Source organism: Microbacterium sp. C23T (assembly GCF_053345975.1).
In genome coordinates this window covers 1-14,396 of record NZ_JBKFBD010000034.1, presented here as the reverse complement: position 1 = coordinate 14,396, position 14,396 = coordinate 1, and the positions used below count along the sequence as shown (strand labels likewise).

The following is a 14,396-nucleotide window of genomic DNA, read 5'->3' as shown; positions in this document are numbered from 1 at the left end:
GGCTAACCCGGCGGCGCGGTGGGGATCGTCGGCACCGGTAGCGTGGTCGTGTGGTCGACGAGCGCATGGATCCGACGGTGGGCGAGCTCAGCGAGGGGCGCATCCTGCGGCGCATCCTGGAGCGCCTCGGCGAGTCGAACGCCCTCGTCGGACCGGGCGACGACGCCGCCGTGATCGCCGCCGCGGACGGCCGGGTGGTGGCGACGGTCGACACTCTCGTCCACGGTCCTGACTTCCGCCTCGCATGGTCGAGCGCGTTCGACCTCGGGTACAAGGCGGCTGCCGTCAACCTCGCGGACGTCGCCGCGATGGGTGCGACCCCGACCGCCCTGCTCGTCGCCCTCGCCATGCCCGATGCGACACGGCTCTCCTTCGTCACCGGCATCGCCGACGGGCTGCGCGCGGCCTGCCGCGACCTCGCGCCCGGCTGCCGCGTCGAGGGCGGCGACCTGACGGTGTCCGACACGCTCACGATCGCGGTCACCGCGCTGGGTGCGCTGGCAGGTCGCTCACCGGTGCTGCGCTCCGGCGCCGAGCCTGGCGACCTCGTCGCCGTGGCGGGCGAGCTCGGACGCGCGGCGCGCGGCCTCGGCATCCTCTTCGAGCGATTCACGGATGCCGCGGGCCACCCGGTCCCGGTCGACGAGAGTCTGCTCGATCATGCGGAGCTCGCCGATCTCGCGGCGCAGCTGCGTCCGTCGCCTCCCGTGTGGCTCGGTCCCGAGGCGGCCGACGCGGGTGCGACGGCGATGATGGACGTGTCGGACGGCCTCGTGCTCGACGCGTCGCGCATGGCCGCGGCATCCGACGTCACCATCGCCCTCGAGTCGACGGCGCTGGGATCGGACGTCGCATCGGCCCTCGCGGGCGGTGAGGATCACGCGCTGCTCGCGACGTTCCCGGCGAACCGATCGCTGCCGCACGGGTTCGTCCGCGTGGGCGTGGTGCAGGCGCGGGGCCAGGACGCCGTGCTCGTCGACGGGAGGCCTCACGATGGCCGCGGCGGCTGGGACCCCTACCGTGATTGGGACGCGGGCACCGGCTGATCCGGCGTCGGAGCGACGCTTCTCAGCTCTCCGTCGATCAGTCGGCGGTGGTCGCCCACCACATCGCCGTGTCGCCGTAGCGCTTCGAGCGCGTGGCGACGAGGCCGTGGGGCAGGTTCGGCTCGGGGGAGCGCGTCGCGCGCTCGATCACGACGTCCGCGCCGGCGGCCAGGACCGGCACGAGCAGCGCCAGGGTCGACGACAGCTCCGTCTCGCCCAGGTCGTAGGGCGGGTCGAGGAAGACCAGATCGAAGGGTCCGCGGGCCGACCGCAGGAAGGCGTCGGCCGATGCACGGTGCACTCGGATCGTGCTGCCGGTCCCCACGGCCTTCGTGACCCGGCCCGCGTTGCGCTGGACGATGGTCGCGGCGCGCGGGGACTTCTCGACGAGGTCGGCGGAGGCCGCACCGCGACTCACCGCCTCGAGCCCGAGTGCGCCCGAGCCGGCGTAGAGGTCGAGCACGGCGGCGTCGCGGAGCGCGTCCGCGGACTCCAGCGCGCCGAAGAGCGACTCGCGCACGCGATCGCTCGTGGGCCGGGTGCCGGCGTCCGGCACATCGAGCAGGAGCGAGCCCGCACGGCCGGCGATGATGCGCGTCACGCTCCCACGATATCGGCCAGCCGCTGTGCGGCCCGGTCGCGGCCGCCCCTATGATCGCGAGTGGGGGAGTCCGGAATCGACGGGGGTCGAGATGAATCGCAGCGGCATCAGGGTTTCATCGGCGGTGATCGCGTTCGTCGCGGCCGTACTCGTGCTGACGGGTTGCGCGAGCGGCGGCGGTTCTCCGACGACGTCGCCGACGACGTCGGCATCGCCCTCGGAGTCTCCGAGCTCGACGCCGACACCGACACCGACCTCGTCCGCAGCCGTCACGCTGCCGACGGACTGCAACAACCTCGCGACGCCCGCGACGTGGCAGGCCGCGGTCGGTGACATGACGCTGCAGAGCAACGGTGAGGGCTTCGTGCGCCCGGCTCCCGAGGGCGCGACGCTCGCGCTGGGCTGCGACTGGATCGTCGGCGACGCGACCGGGATGCTGCTGCTGATCAGCACCGCGACGCCGGAGGCGGTCACCGCCGCGGTTGCGGACCTTCCCGCGCAGGGCTACACCTGCCAGGTGTCGGATGACTTCGGCGCCGACTTCTGCGTGCTCCCGGGACAGGGGACCGACACCGAGGAGATGATCGTCGCGCGCGACGGGGTGTGGATCTACCTCTCCACGGTGAACCGGAACGGGCGTGCGTTCCTGTCCGAGATCGTGGAGTCCATCTTCGGCTAGCGCAGCGGCACGTCGCGGGTCGCTCCTAGACTCGTGGCGTGGCCTCCTTCACCCTCGACTCGAGCCTCGGCGGCGCGATCGGCGGCAAGACGGCGGCGGCGCTCGAGCGCGCGTTCGGCATGACGACGGTCGGCGATCTGCTCGTCCACTATCCCCGCCGCTACGCCCGCCATGGCGAGCTGACGCCGATCTCGACACTGCCGCTCGGCGAGCCGGTAACGATCGTCGCCGAGGTGCGCCGTGTCAGCGAACGGCGGATGAAGAACCGCAACGGTTCGCTGCTCGAAGTCGTGATCAGCGACGGCAACGGCGAGATGTCGCTGACCTTCTTCAACCAGTCGTGGCGGGTGCGCGATCTGCAGCCCGGGCGGCAGGGCATCTTCGCGGGCAAGGTGGGCATCTACAAAGGGGCCCAGCAGCTCGCGCACCCCGACTACGAGCTGTTCGAAGATGCCGACACGGCGCGGCTCAAGGTGCAGGCGAACGCCAACCTTCCCATCCCGATCTACCCGGCGACGAGCACCGTCGCGAGCTGGCAGCTGCAGAAGATCGTCGAACTCGTCCTCGACGGACTCGGCGAGGTGCCCGAGCCGCTCACCGACGAGCTGCGCGCACGGCACGGCCTCATCGAGGCCAGGTCCGCCATCGAGCACATCCACCGCCCGACCGACTTCGAGCAGATCGACCCGGCGCGCGCCACACTGCGCATGCAGGAGGCCTTCGTCCTCCAGGTCGCGCTCCTGCAGCAGCGCCAGTTCGTGCGTGCGCTGTCGGCGACCAAGCGCGCTGGGGGAACGCTGCTCGAGCGATTCGACGAGGCCCTGCCGTTCCCGCGGACGCCCGACCAGATCACCGTCGGCGACGACGTCGCGCGCGACCTGCAGGGCGATTGGCCCATGAACCGCCTCGTCCAGGGCGAGGTCGGCTCGGGCAAGACGCTCGTCGCGCTGCGCGCCATGCTCCAGGTCGCGCAATCCGGCGGTCAGTCCGCCCTCATCGCGCCGACTGAGGTCCTGGCGGCGCAGCACGTGCGGTCGATCGCACGGATGCTGGGGCCGAAGCTCGCCCCCGAGCTCATGCCCACGCTCCTCACGGGGCAGCTCGCCGCGGCGGAGCGCCGCAAGGCGGCGCTGCGCGCCGCGTCCGGACAGGCGCTCATCGTCGTCGGGACGCACGCGCTCCTGAGCGAGAGCACGACCTTCGCCGACCTCGGTCTCGTCGTCGTCGACGAACAGCACCGCTTCGGTGTCGAGCAGCGCGAGTCGCTGCGCGCCAAGGGATCGTCACCGCACGCGCTCGTGCTGACCGCCACCCCCATCCCGCGCACCGTGGCGATGACGGTGTTCGGCGATCTCGATGTGTCGACGATTCGCACCATGCCCGCCGGCCGGGCGGGCATCGAGACCTTCGTCGCGCCCCTCGCGGAACGTCCGGGCTGGTTCGCGCGAGTATGGGAGCGCGTCGCGGAAGAGGTCGCACAGGGGCGTCAGGCGTTCGTCGTGTGCGCCGCCATCGACGCCGAGAAGCTCACCAAGGACGACACCGCCGACGAGCCCGCCGGCGACACGGGGGGCGAGGCGGCCCGGACCCGCTGGGGCGTCGTCCAGGTCGCGGACCTGCTGTTGCGGCATCCGTCGTTCTCGAACATCCGCGTCGAGGTCCTCCACGGCAAGATGCCGTCGGACGAGAAGGACGCGATCATGCAGGCGTTCGCCCGGGGCGACATCGACGTGCTCGTGGCGACGACCGTGGTCGAGGTCGGCGTCGACGTGCCGAACGCCTCGACGATGGCGATCCTCGAGGCCGACCGGTTCGGTGTCTCGCAGCTGCACCAGCTGCGCGGACGCGTGGGACGCGGCGGAATCCCGGGGCTCTGCCTCCTGGTGACCGAGGCGCCGCTCGGCACACCCGCCCGCGAGCGTGTGGAAGCCGTCGCGTCGACCCTCGACGGCTTCGCCCTCGCGGAGACCGACCTCGAACTGAGGGGTGAGGGCGACGTGCTCGGCGACGCGCAGTCCGGGGCGCGCTCGTCGCTGCGACTGCTGCGGGTCGTGAAGGACGCCGACATCATCTCCGAGGCACGTGTGGCGGCCGAGCGGCTGCTCGCCGAGGACCCCGCGCTGCTGCGGCATCCCGGGCTCGCCGCCGCCCTCGAGCGCAACGTCGGCATGGCGGAGCGCGCCGCCCTCGCCAAGAACTGACGCGTCCGAGGGCCTTCGGACGGCCCACTAGGCTGGACCGCATGAGCAGCCGGATCGCCGTCGTCCCGGGATCGTTCGATCCGCCGACCCTCGGTCATCTCGACGTGATCCGCCGCGCCGCCTCGCTGTACGACCAGCTTCACGTGCTGGTCGTGCACAACCCCGGCAAGGAGGCGATGCTCCCCATCGCGCAGCGCCAGTCGCTGCTCGAGCAGTCCATCGCCGAGGCCGAGATCGAGGGCGACGTGATCGTCGCCTCGTGGAGCATGGGCCTCCTGGTGGACTACGCGACGGATGTCGGAGCCGGCGTCCTCGTCAAGGGCATCCGATCGCAGGTCGACGTGGCATACGAGACGCCGATGGCGATCGTGAACCGTCACCTCGCGCACGTCGAGACGGTGTTCCTGCTGCCTGATCCGGCGCACGCGCTCGTCTCGAGCTCGCTGGTGCGGCAGGTCGCGTCGCTCGGGGGCGATGTGTCGCCGTTCGTGCCGCCCGCCGTGGGGCGATTCCTCGACACCGGCGCGCGCGGCATCTGACCAGAAACCGCGGCTAGGCTGGAGCCGTGGTCAGAAAGCATGTGACGGGTCCGTTCGTCCTCCCGGTCCGCGACATCGCCCACCGTTCCGGAGAGATGCGCGAGCACACCCTCGAGGTCCCCGCTCCTGAGAAATGGGGCGAGGGGCTCGTCGCCGTCGCCCAGGGTGAGCCGGTCGTCCTTGACGTTCGCCTCGAGTCGGTTCACGAGGGCATTCTCGTGTCCGGAGAGGTCGACACCGAGTACAGCGGCATCTGCAGTCGTTGCCTCATCGACATCGCCGAAGGGCTCAAAGTCGAGTTTCAGGAGCTTTTCGCGTATCCTGGGGAGGAAGAAACTGACTTCGAGGTTCAAGACGACCACGTGGATCTTGAAACTCTGGTCAGGGAAGCGGTCGTCCTGTCGCTTCCGTTTCAGCCGGTGTGCCAGCCGGATTGCCCCGGACTCGATCCGGTCACGGGTGAGCGACTGGCCGAGAACACCGGAACGCCGCAGAGCGAGCCTCTCGATCCACGATGGGCCGCGCTCCAGGACTTCACCACGAGCCACGACGACGATGCACCGCGCCCCCGCGGTTGACAGCGGCGTCGAGAACACAGAAGAGAGCTAGCCATGGCAGGTAACCCCCCGAAGCGGAAGGTCTCCCGCTCCAACACTCGCTCGCGTCGCGCGCAGTGGAAGGCCGAGGTCCCCACGCTCGTCAAGACCGTCGAGAACGGCAAGACCGTCTACAGCCGTCCGCACCAGGCGAAGGTCGTCACCGACTCGCAGGGCACCGAGCTGTTCCTCGAGTACAAGGGCCGCAAGGTCGCCGACGTCTGATCGTCGCGCACGGTCTGACGTGACAGACGTCGCAGCGGAGCGGAACACGCTCTCAGACCTCACACAGAAGCTCGGAGTCGATATCGACCCCGAGCTTCTGTCGCTGGCGCTGACGCATCGTTCCTGGGCGTACGAGAACGGACAGGCTCCGCACAACGAGCGCCTCGAGTTCCTCGGGGACTCCGTGCTCGGCCTGGCGGTGACGGTGCGCCTCTTCACGGGGCATCCCGAGCTCGAAGAGGGCGCACTCGCGAAGCGGCGCGCCAGCGTCGTCTCCACGGTGGCCCTCGCCGAGATCGCCCGGGGCATCGGCCTGGGCGCGCATCTCAAGCTGGGCCGCGGCGAGATCCTCACCGGCGGGCGCGACAAGGACTCGATCCTCGCCGACACCATGGAGGCGATCTTCGGGGCGACCTATCTGTCGACCGGATCCGACGCCGCGACCGGACTCGTGCTGCGGCTCGTGGAGCCGCTGCTCGCCGACCCCGAGCGCTACGGCGCGGCCATGGATCCGAAGACGGCGCTGCAGGAGCTCGCCGCGCACGCCGGCATGCTGCCTCCCGCGTACGAGGTCACCTCGACGGGACCCGACCACGACCGACGCTTCACTGCGATCGTGACGGTGGGCGAACTCTCGGCGGAAGGCGCGGGCACGAGCAAGAAGCACGCCGAGATGGCCGCCGCGCTCACGGCGTGGCGCGCACTCAGCGGACGTGCCTGAGCTTCCCGAGGTCGAGGTCGTCCGCGCCGGCCTCGCCCCAGCCGTCACCGGAGCGCTCGTGGTGGGCGTCACCGTGCTCGACGAACGGGCGCTGACGCGGCACGCCGGCGGCGGCTCGGACTTCGAGTCACGCCTGACCGGGCGCGTCGTCAGCGCCGCCGCCCGCCGCGGCAAATTCCTGTGGCTTCCGCTGGAGGCCGACGCGGAATGCGCTCCCTCCGAGGAGGCGGTCATCGGCCACCTCGGCATGAGCGGCCAGATGCTCCTGCGTGCGCCGGGCGCGGCGCCTGAGCGTCACGAGCGCGTGCGCATCGACCTCGCACATCCGGTGCACGGCGAGCTCTCGGTCGTCTTCGCCGACCAGCGCACATTCGGCTCGCTCGCGATCGACGACCTGATCGCCACACCCGACGGGGCGCCCGGGGGTCACGGATGGGACGAGGCATCCGTCCCCGCGCAGGTGGCGCACATCGCGCGCGACCCGCTCGATCCGGCGTTCTCGGATGCCGGGTTCCGGCGTGCCCTCGCGCGCAAGGACTCGGCGATCAAGCGCGTGCTGCTCGACCAGACGGTCGTCAGCGGGGTCGGCAACATCTACGCTGACGAGTCGCTGTGGGCCGCGCGCATCCACCCCGAGACGCCCGCCCGCGCGCTGCCGACCCGCGCCGTGAACCGCCTTCTCGTCGAGGTGCGCCACGTGCTCGACAAAGCGCTGGCCGAAGGCGGCACCAGTTTCGACGCGCAGTACGTCAACGTCAATGGGCAGGCCGGATACTTCGCGCACTCGCTCAACGCGTACGGCCGCACCGGGGAGCCGTGCCCCCGATGCGGCCGTCCGATCGTGCGCGTGTCGTTCACGAATCGCTCGAGTCACTTCTGCGCGCATTGCCAGCGGGTGCCGCGCTCGGGTGTGGACGGACCGAGCGCGGCACACGTCTGAGTGACCTCCGGTGCGGGCCGCAGATCAGTGTTCGAGCACCTTCTTCCACGCCCCGGCGTACGACGCCGGCACGAAGCCGATGGTCTCGTTGATGTCGAGCATGTGGCGGTTCTCCTCGGCGTTGAACGTCGAGACCCTCGGCGACTGGGGCACGAGGTCGCGCCAGCGGAGCAGATTCGCGCACTTCACGATCGTTCCCAGGCGGTGGCCGCGGTGTTCCTTCACGACGAGCGTGCCGTACTGCTGCGTCGCGCCGGAACGGTCCTCGCCGATCACGAGCTCGTTGTACGCGGCGACCCGGCCCGTCGGCACGTGGAGCACGGCCGCGACCGAGACGGTGAGACCCTGTGCCTTCAAGCGTGCGTCGCGGCGTTCGACTCGCGCTGCGTCCCAGTGCTGCTCGTCGATGACGAGACCGCCGGCCGGCACATCGGTCGACATGCGTGACAGCGCGTAGGCGAACCCGTCGACGTACTCCGGCGGCGTCGGCGACGTCCACTGGATCGGCCGGTACTCCTCCCCGGCGACCGCGACGGCATCCGCGAGCATGCGCTGCACGAGGGCGAAGTCGCCGGTCAGATCGAAGACGCTGTTGCGCTCCACCTGCTCGAGCGTGAAGCCGCTCGCCAGCTGGAACTTCGTCTGCGCGTCGTCGGCAGGGACGGCGCCCCAGCCCGTGGAGGGCTGAAGGCGCGGGCCTGCAGCATCCGGTCGATGAAGTGTCCACGTCTGGATCGTGGCGAGTCCGCGCTCGCGCGCCTCTCGCTCGACCTCCGCGAGGAGCAGCTCCTCGAGACCGCGACCGCGGTGCGGCGGATCGACCATCAGGTCGAACTCGATCGTGCTGGCATCCGACTCGTTCGAGATCATCAGCTTCACGGCCCCGAGCACCTCGTCGGCCCGCAGCACGGCGAAGCCGAGCTGCGTCCAATCGGTCTGGTCCTGCCAGAACCCGAGCATCTCGTCGGGCTCCTCGCGGAGGTAGTCGTGTCCGGCGTCCTCGAGGCAGACCGCGTTGGCGATCCGCACCATCTCGAGGAACACGCGGGCGTCGGCGGCGTCCGCCGTCTCGGGGACGACGATCCGCTCGACGGTCACGACGTCGTTTTCGGCCAGGTCAGTCATCGAGCACCTTCTTCCATGCACCCTCGTACGCGATCGGCGCGAAGCCGATCGCCTCGTTGATGTCCAGCATGGGACGGTTCTCCTCTGCGTTGTAGGTGATGACGCGCGCCGAGTCCGGCGCGATCTCGCGCCAGGACAGGAGCCCCGCGCACTTCACGAGCGTTCCGAGCTTGTGCCCGCGGTGCTCCTTGAGGACCAGGGTGTCCTCCTGATGCGTCGCCTCGGTGTGATCCTTGCCGATCACCAGCTCGTTGAACGCGCACAGCTCACCGGTCTCGATGTGCTGCGCCGCCGTGACCAGGATCGTGCGCCCGGACGAGGTGTACCGCCCGTCGTGCTCGGCGATGCGTGCGGCATCCCACGTCTCCTCGTCGAATTCGAGAGCCGCGGCCGGGGCATCCGTCGACATGCGGGACTTCATCCAGGCGTAGCCGGCAACGTACTCCTCCGGCGTCGGCGCGGACCACTGGACGAGGCGATAGGCCGGCGATGCAGCCTGCGCCTCGGCGAGGAGTCGCTCGACACCGGCGAACGAGCCCGTCAGGTCGAAGGCGCTGTTGCGCTCGACCTGTTCGAGCTTGTACCCGTGCCGGAGATAGAACCGGGCGACGTGGTCCTCGGGGATCTCGCCGAAACCCGTGGGCGGTGCGAGCTGCGGTCCCGGCGCGGCCGGGTGCTCGGCCCACGACTGCAGCACGGTGCGACCGTGTTCGCGTGCCGTGCGTTCGACGAGTTCGTAGGCTGCGGAGCCGATGCCCCGGCCCCACGTCTCGCGGAGCAGCTCGATGAGCCAGAACGCGGCGGTCGAGCCGTCCTCGTGCGGGACGTCGAGGCCGATGCGGCCGACGATCGCGCCGTCGTCGACGATCACCCAGCTGAGCCGGGTCTCGTATTCGGAAGGCTGGTAGTGCGGGAGCAGCTCGTCGGCGGTGATCCCGTGGTCGTCGTGCCCCGAGATCTCGCGGTAGATGATGTTGCGCACGCGCACCATCTCGACGAAGTCGGCGGCGTCCGGTGCGTCGATGGAAGCGGGTACGACGAGGGGGCGGAACTCGAGCCCCGTGATGGTGGTCATGTCAGTGCGTCCTTGCGATGTCGATGCGTGTGTTCGAGGGGTGGGGTCCGCCGCCCGCGTGCGGGCGGCGGACCCGGTGGCCGTCACGGCCGGGGTGCGAGGCTGGCCTCGCGGAGGTAGGCGCGTTCGCGCTCTGCAGTGGCCTCCTGGTGCCGGTACGTCTGAGCGTGCCGGCGGCGGTCGTCCGCGAGCCGCGGGGTGCGGGTGCTCCACAGCAGCAGCCACAGACCCAGGTGGAGGGCGAGGCGGTCCAGGAGCGATGTGCGGGTGTCGCGGCTCGGAAGCCGCAGCGTATCGGGAAGGCCCGAGGGGCGCTGCGGCGCAAGGAGAGTATTCATGAGAGTTCTTTCCGGTTGTGGAAGGGATGCCTCGGGCAGGCGCCGGAGGCGGCGGATGCCGTGCCGCAGCACGACGGGACGTTGATGCAGGGGGAGAGCGCTCAGCACCGCGAAGCGGGTGCGGCGCAGCACACGGTCGTCGCCCGAAAACGGGCAGACTCGTCCCCTGCGGGGATCAGATGGCGGCGGGGAAGCGGCCGCTCAGCACAGCGCCGAAGGAGACGGTCCCCGACGCGACGGCACGAATCGCTCCGCCATCACGGGCGGCGATTCCGGTTGGAGTCATCAGCATCATCGGGGGACCTCCTTTCTCGACTTCAGACGCAGAGAGTGACGTTAGCGGGTGCGGGATACCCGCGTCAAGCTTTCTCGCAGATTCGGTGATCTCATGGCGTGTCGCGGCATCCGCGATGCGCTCGGCCGGTCCTCCCGGCAGGGGAGCCGCGCTCCGGTAGCGTAGGCGGGTAAACGACCGGGGTGGAAGGCGTATCCATGCACCTGAAGAGCGTGACGCTCAAAGGGTTCAAGTCGTTCGCCCAGCCGACGACCTTCGCCCTCGAGCCCGGCGTGACCTGCATCGTCGGCCCCAACGGCTCCGGCAAGTCCAACGTCGTCGACGCGCTCGCGTGGGTGATGGGGGAGCAGGGGGCGAAGACCCTCCGCGGCGGGAAGATGGAGGACGTCATCTTCGCCGGCACCGCGACGCGTGGACCGCTGGGTCGTGCCGAGGTGCAGCTCACCATCGACAACAGCGACGGCGCTCTTCCGATCGAGTACTCCGAGGTCACGATCAGCCGCACGCTGTTCCGCAACGGCTCCAGCGAGTACGCGATCAACGGCGAGTCCTGCCGTCTGCTCGACGTGCAGGAGCTGCTGAGCGACTCCGGCCTGGGTCGCGAGATGCATGTGATCGTGGGCCAGGGCCGCCTCGACAGCGTGCTGCAGGCGACACCCGAAGACCGCCGGGGTTTCATCGAGGAGGCGGCCGGCATCCTCAAACACCGCCGCCGCAAAGAGAAGACCCTGCGAAAGCTCGACGCGATGGAGGCGAATCTCACCAGACTCAGCGACCTCGCCGGAGAACTGCGCCGACAGCTGAAGCCGCTCGGCCGTCAGGCGGAGATCGCCCGCGAAGCGGCCACGATCGCCGCGGTCGTGCGCGACGCGAAGGCCCGCCTGTTCGCAGACGAGATCGTGGGACTCCGCGCCGAGCTCGCCTCGCACACGCACAGCGAGCACGAGCGGCACGCCGAGCGCATCGTGCTGCAGGAACGGCTCGACAACGCCCGCGTGCGCATCGAGCAGCTCGAGAGCGACCAGCGCTCCGAGAGCGTGGACCGTGCGCGCCGGGTGGCGTTCGGGCTCGAACGGGTGCAGGAGCGCCTGCGCGGGCTGTACGCGCTGGCCGGTCAGCGACTCGCACTCCTCGGCGACGCCGAGGACGAGGACCGCATCGAGCTCACGACGGTCTCGCAGGCGATGATCGACGAGGCGCGTGCCGAGATCGACGACGTGTCGGACGGACTCGGTGCCGCGCAGGATGCCGCCGCCGAGGCCGCGCGCGGCGTCGTGCGCGCCCGCGCCGAACTGGACGCGCTCGATGTGGACATCGCCGCGCAGAGTGCACTGGTCTCGGAGCACGACATGCGCATCACCGCGCTGCGCGGCACCGCGGAGGCCGCGGCATCCGCTCTCGCTGCCGTGCGCGCGGCCGTCGAACGTCAGCAGAAGGCGCTGGATGCCGCGCTCGCGCGCCGCGCGGAGGCCGAGGCGATCCTTGCCGGTGTCGACCCCGACCTCGTCCCCGAAGAGTCCTCGGCCGATCACGCCGCGGCCTACGACCGGGCGCAGCGCGACGCCTCGGAGTCCGAGGCCACGGTCTCCTCGCTCCGTGAGCGCCTGCATGCCGCGGAACGCGAGCGCGAGGCGCTCACCGCGCAGACGGCGGCGCTGAGCCGGGCACTCGATGTGAAGAACGGCGCCTCATCCCTGATCGCCGAGGGGCGCGAGGGTGTCCGCGGGCTGGTCGGCGACGCCGTGCAGGTCAAGCCGGGGTTCGAGGCCGCGATCGCGGCGGTGTTGGGGCCGGTCGCCGAAGGCGTGCTGGTCGAAGACCGCGACAGCGCGTTCGCCGTAGCGGACGCCGCACGCGATGCCGAAGCGGGCGTCGTCGACATCGTGATCGCCATGGCGGGCGTGATGCATCCGCAGTTCCCGAGCTTGCGGGGGGTGGTGCCGGCACGAGAGGTCGTGACCGCTCCTGAGGGCGTGCTCGGCCTGCTGTCGTACGTCGTGGTCGCCGACGATCTCGACACCGCCCGCGACGCCGGACCCGAGCTGGCGAATGCTGAGCTGGGCGGTCCGATCACACTCGTCACCCGCCACGGCGAGGTGTACACCGAGTACTCGCTGCGCGCGGGCGCGGGGGCCTCGCGTTCGCGGCTGGAGCTCGCGGCGGAACGGGATGCCGCCGCCGACCGCCGTGACGAGATCGCCGTCGTGGCGGACTCGCTGCGTGCTGCGCTGACAGACGCGACGAATGAGCTCGAGTCGGCGCGCCTGCGCACCAAGACCACGCTCGCAACCCTCCGCGAGCACGATGCGGCACTGGCCGCCCACGCTGAGCAGGTCAACCGGGCGACGGTGCGCCATGAGGCCGCGGTCGCGGAGTGCGATCGGCTCGCCGCGGGACTCGCCCAGGCTGCCGCGGCCGTCGAGGAGGCCGAGGGATCGGCGCGGTCCGCCGACGACCAGCTGACCTCGGCGCTCGAAGCTCCCCGTCCGATCCTCGACGCCTCCGCGCGCGAGGGCATGCTCGCCGCGCTCGAAGAGGCTCGCGACGGCGAGATGCGCTCGCGTCTCGACGTCGAGACGCTTCGCGAACGCATCCGTGCGGGCGAAGCGCGCGTGGTCGCGCTCGAACGCCAGCGTGAACGTGAGCGTGACGCGGCGGCGGAGGCAGCGCGCCGCGCCGTGGTCCGTCGCGCGCAGCGCGAGATCGCCGCCGGCGTCGCAGGTCAGCTGCCCGCGGTGATCGACTCGGTCGACCGCTCCCTCGCACAGGCCCGCGCCGAGCTCGCCGCCGCGGAGTCCGAGCGCACGGCGGTGACCGCCGAGCTCGCCGAGCTGCGCACACAGGAGAACGCAGTGCGGGAACGGCTCGCCGGCCTGACGGAGAGCGTTCACAGCCTTGAGCTGCAGATCCACGAGAAGCGTCTCCACGTCACCGGCCTTCTCGAGCGGGTGCAGTCGGAACTCGGACTCGACGAGGATATTCTCGTTTCGGAATATGGTCCGGATCAGCCCGTTCCCGTCGATCCGGTCGCCCAACGGCAGCGAGATGCGGAAGACCCCGAGGGAGCAGCATCCACTCCCTACGATCGCCCGCAGCAGCGCCGACGCCTGCAGGAGGCCGAGCGCAAGCTGGCGCAGCTCGGCCGGGTGAACCCGCTCGCGCTCGAGGAGTTCGAAGCGCTCGAGCAGCGCCACAAGTTCATGACGGAGCAGCTCGCCGATCTCACGCAGACGCGGAAAGACCTGCTCACGATCATCGAAGAGCTCGACGAGCGCATGCAGACGATCTTCCTCGCGGCGTTCGAAGACACCAAGGTGGCGTTCGGAGAGGTGTTCCCGATCCTCTTCCCCGGTGGCACGGGCTCGATCGCGCTCACGGATCCGGACTCGCCCCTCACCACGGGGATCGAGGTGGCCGTGCGGCCCGTCGGCAAGAAGATCGAGCGGCTCTCGCTGCTGTCGGGCGGCGAGCGGTCGCTTGCGGCGGTGGCGCTGCTGACCGCGATCTTCAAGGCGCGCCCGAGCCCGTTCTACATCCTCGACGAAGTCGAGGCCGCTCTCGACGACGCGAATCTCGGACGCCTCCTCGGGGTCTTCGAGCAGCTCCGCGCCTCGAGCCAGCTCATCGTCATCACGCATCAGAAGCGCACGATGGAGATCGCCGACGCGCTCTACGGCGTCTCGATGCGGCAGGACGGCGTCTCGGCCGTGGTCGGACAGCGCATCGCCGAGCGCGTCGCCTCCTGAGCGTTCGGATACCCCGGCGCGCGCGTGCGGTGTAGCGTTCGCGCATGCACACCACCGCGCGCCTCGCGACCGTCGCCCTCGTGATGTCGGGGCTCGTGCTGACCGGATGCGCGCCCGACACCACCGGAGCACGACGTTTAGATGTGATGTCCAGGCAGGTTGTTGAGTCTGCTGATGGGTGCGGCTCCGATGGCGGAGTGTTGCCTGTGGTGATTGTAGAAGTGCAGCCAGTCGGGTAGCGCGTTGCGTCGTTCGGTGTCTGATTCGTA

General features: G+C 70.4%; 13 protein-coding genes and 1 pseudogene. 9 read left to right on the top strand and 5 right to left on the bottom strand.

Features of this window, described 5'->3' with window-relative positions:
* The first annotated feature begins 65 nt into the window (after positions 1-65).
* Positions 66-1,046: a thiamine-phosphate kinase gene (gene thiL, locus ACLBXX_RS17295; protein ID WP_447659071.1), complete on the top strand. Its 981-nt coding sequence runs from the start codon at positions 66-68 to the stop codon at positions 1,044-1,046.
* A gap of 37 nt (positions 1,047-1,083) precedes the next feature.
* Here thiL and rsmD read toward each other — a convergent pair whose 3' ends face one another.
* A complete protein-coding gene (gene rsmD / locus ACLBXX_RS17290) occupies positions 1,084-1,647 on the bottom strand; it encodes a 16S rRNA (guanine(966)-N(2))-methyltransferase RsmD (RefSeq protein WP_447659044.1) in 564 nt (187 codons plus the stop codon).
* Positions 1,648-1,738: 91 nt separating this feature from the next.
* Between rsmD and ACLBXX_RS17285 the strand changes: the two genes are divergently transcribed.
* From ACLBXX_RS17285 to mutM, 7 genes are read left to right on the top strand one after another with little or no spacing between them, the layout of a single operon-like run.
* The gene (locus tag ACLBXX_RS17285) at positions 1,739-2,326 is read left to right on the top strand and encodes a hypothetical protein (RefSeq protein WP_447659043.1); all 588 of its coding nucleotides are present in this window, start codon (positions 1,739-1,741) and stop codon (positions 2,324-2,326) included.
* Between the two features lie 38 nt (positions 2,327-2,364).
* On the top strand, positions 2,365-4,527 hold the full coding sequence (locus ACLBXX_RS17280; protein ID WP_447659042.1) for an ATP-dependent DNA helicase RecG: 2,163 nt from the start codon (positions 2,365-2,367) through the stop codon (positions 4,525-4,527).
* A 41-nt stretch (positions 4,528-4,568) separates the two neighbouring features.
* Positions 4,569-5,066: a pantetheine-phosphate adenylyltransferase gene (gene coaD / locus ACLBXX_RS17275; RefSeq protein ID WP_387136858.1), complete on the top strand. Its 498-nt coding sequence runs from the start codon at positions 4,569-4,571 to the stop codon at positions 5,064-5,066.
* 41 nt (positions 5,067-5,107) lie between these two features.
* Positions 5,108-5,644 (top strand): YceD family protein, encoded by a 537-nt coding sequence (locus tag ACLBXX_RS17270; RefSeq protein WP_447659070.1) that lies wholly within the window; start codon positions 5,108-5,110, stop codon positions 5,642-5,644.
* A 33-nt stretch (positions 5,645-5,677) separates the two neighbouring features.
* Complete coding sequence (gene rpmF, locus ACLBXX_RS17265) at positions 5,678-5,887, top strand: 50S ribosomal protein L32 (protein WP_310291267.1); 210 nt, start codon at positions 5,678-5,680, stop codon at positions 5,885-5,887.
* Between the two features lie 19 nt (positions 5,888-5,906).
* The gene (gene rnc / locus ACLBXX_RS17260; RefSeq protein WP_387136861.1) at positions 5,907-6,608 is read left to right on the top strand and encodes a ribonuclease III; all 702 of its coding nucleotides are present in this window, start codon (positions 5,907-5,909) and stop codon (positions 6,606-6,608) included.
* Complete coding sequence (gene mutM, locus ACLBXX_RS17255) at positions 6,601-7,548, top strand: bifunctional DNA-formamidopyrimidine glycosylase/DNA-(apurinic or apyrimidinic site) lyase (protein ID WP_447659041.1); 948 nt, start codon at positions 6,601-6,603, stop codon at positions 7,546-7,548. The genes rnc and mutM overlap by 8 nt, the downstream gene beginning before the upstream one ends.
* A 24-nt stretch (positions 7,549-7,572) precedes the next feature.
* Here the strand turns inward: mutM and ACLBXX_RS17250 are convergent, their stop codons facing one another.
* From ACLBXX_RS17250 to ACLBXX_RS17240, 3 genes are all read right to left on the bottom strand, one after another.
* Positions 7,573-8,673 carry a GNAT family N-acetyltransferase gene (locus ACLBXX_RS17250; protein WP_447659040.1) on the bottom strand — a complete coding sequence of 367 codons (1,101 nt, stop codon included), beginning with the start codon at positions 8,671-8,673 and terminating at the stop codon, positions 7,573-7,575.
* Positions 8,666-9,748 (bottom strand): GNAT family N-acetyltransferase, encoded by a 1,083-nt coding sequence (locus ACLBXX_RS17245; protein ID WP_447659039.1) that lies wholly within the window; start codon positions 9,746-9,748, stop codon positions 8,666-8,668. The genes ACLBXX_RS17250 and ACLBXX_RS17245 overlap by 8 nt, the downstream gene beginning before the upstream one ends.
* An 83-nt stretch (positions 9,749-9,831) precedes the next feature.
* The gene (locus ACLBXX_RS17240) at positions 9,832-10,086 is read right to left on the bottom strand and encodes a hypothetical protein (RefSeq protein WP_310291252.1); all 255 of its coding nucleotides are present in this window, start codon (positions 10,084-10,086) and stop codon (positions 9,832-9,834) included.
* Positions 10,087-10,578: 492 nt separating this feature from the next.
* On the opposite strand from ACLBXX_RS17240, the gene smc reads away from it, so the two are divergent.
* Positions 10,579-14,127, top strand: a complete 3,549-nt coding sequence (gene smc, locus ACLBXX_RS17235; RefSeq protein WP_447659038.1) for a chromosome segregation protein SMC — start codon at positions 10,579-10,581, stop codon at positions 14,125-14,127.
* Between the two features lie 137 nt (positions 14,128-14,264).
* Here smc and ACLBXX_RS17230 read toward each other — a convergent pair.
* Positions 14,265-14,396 (bottom strand): annotated as a pseudogene (locus ACLBXX_RS17230) (IS481 family transposase); the annotation flags it as partial.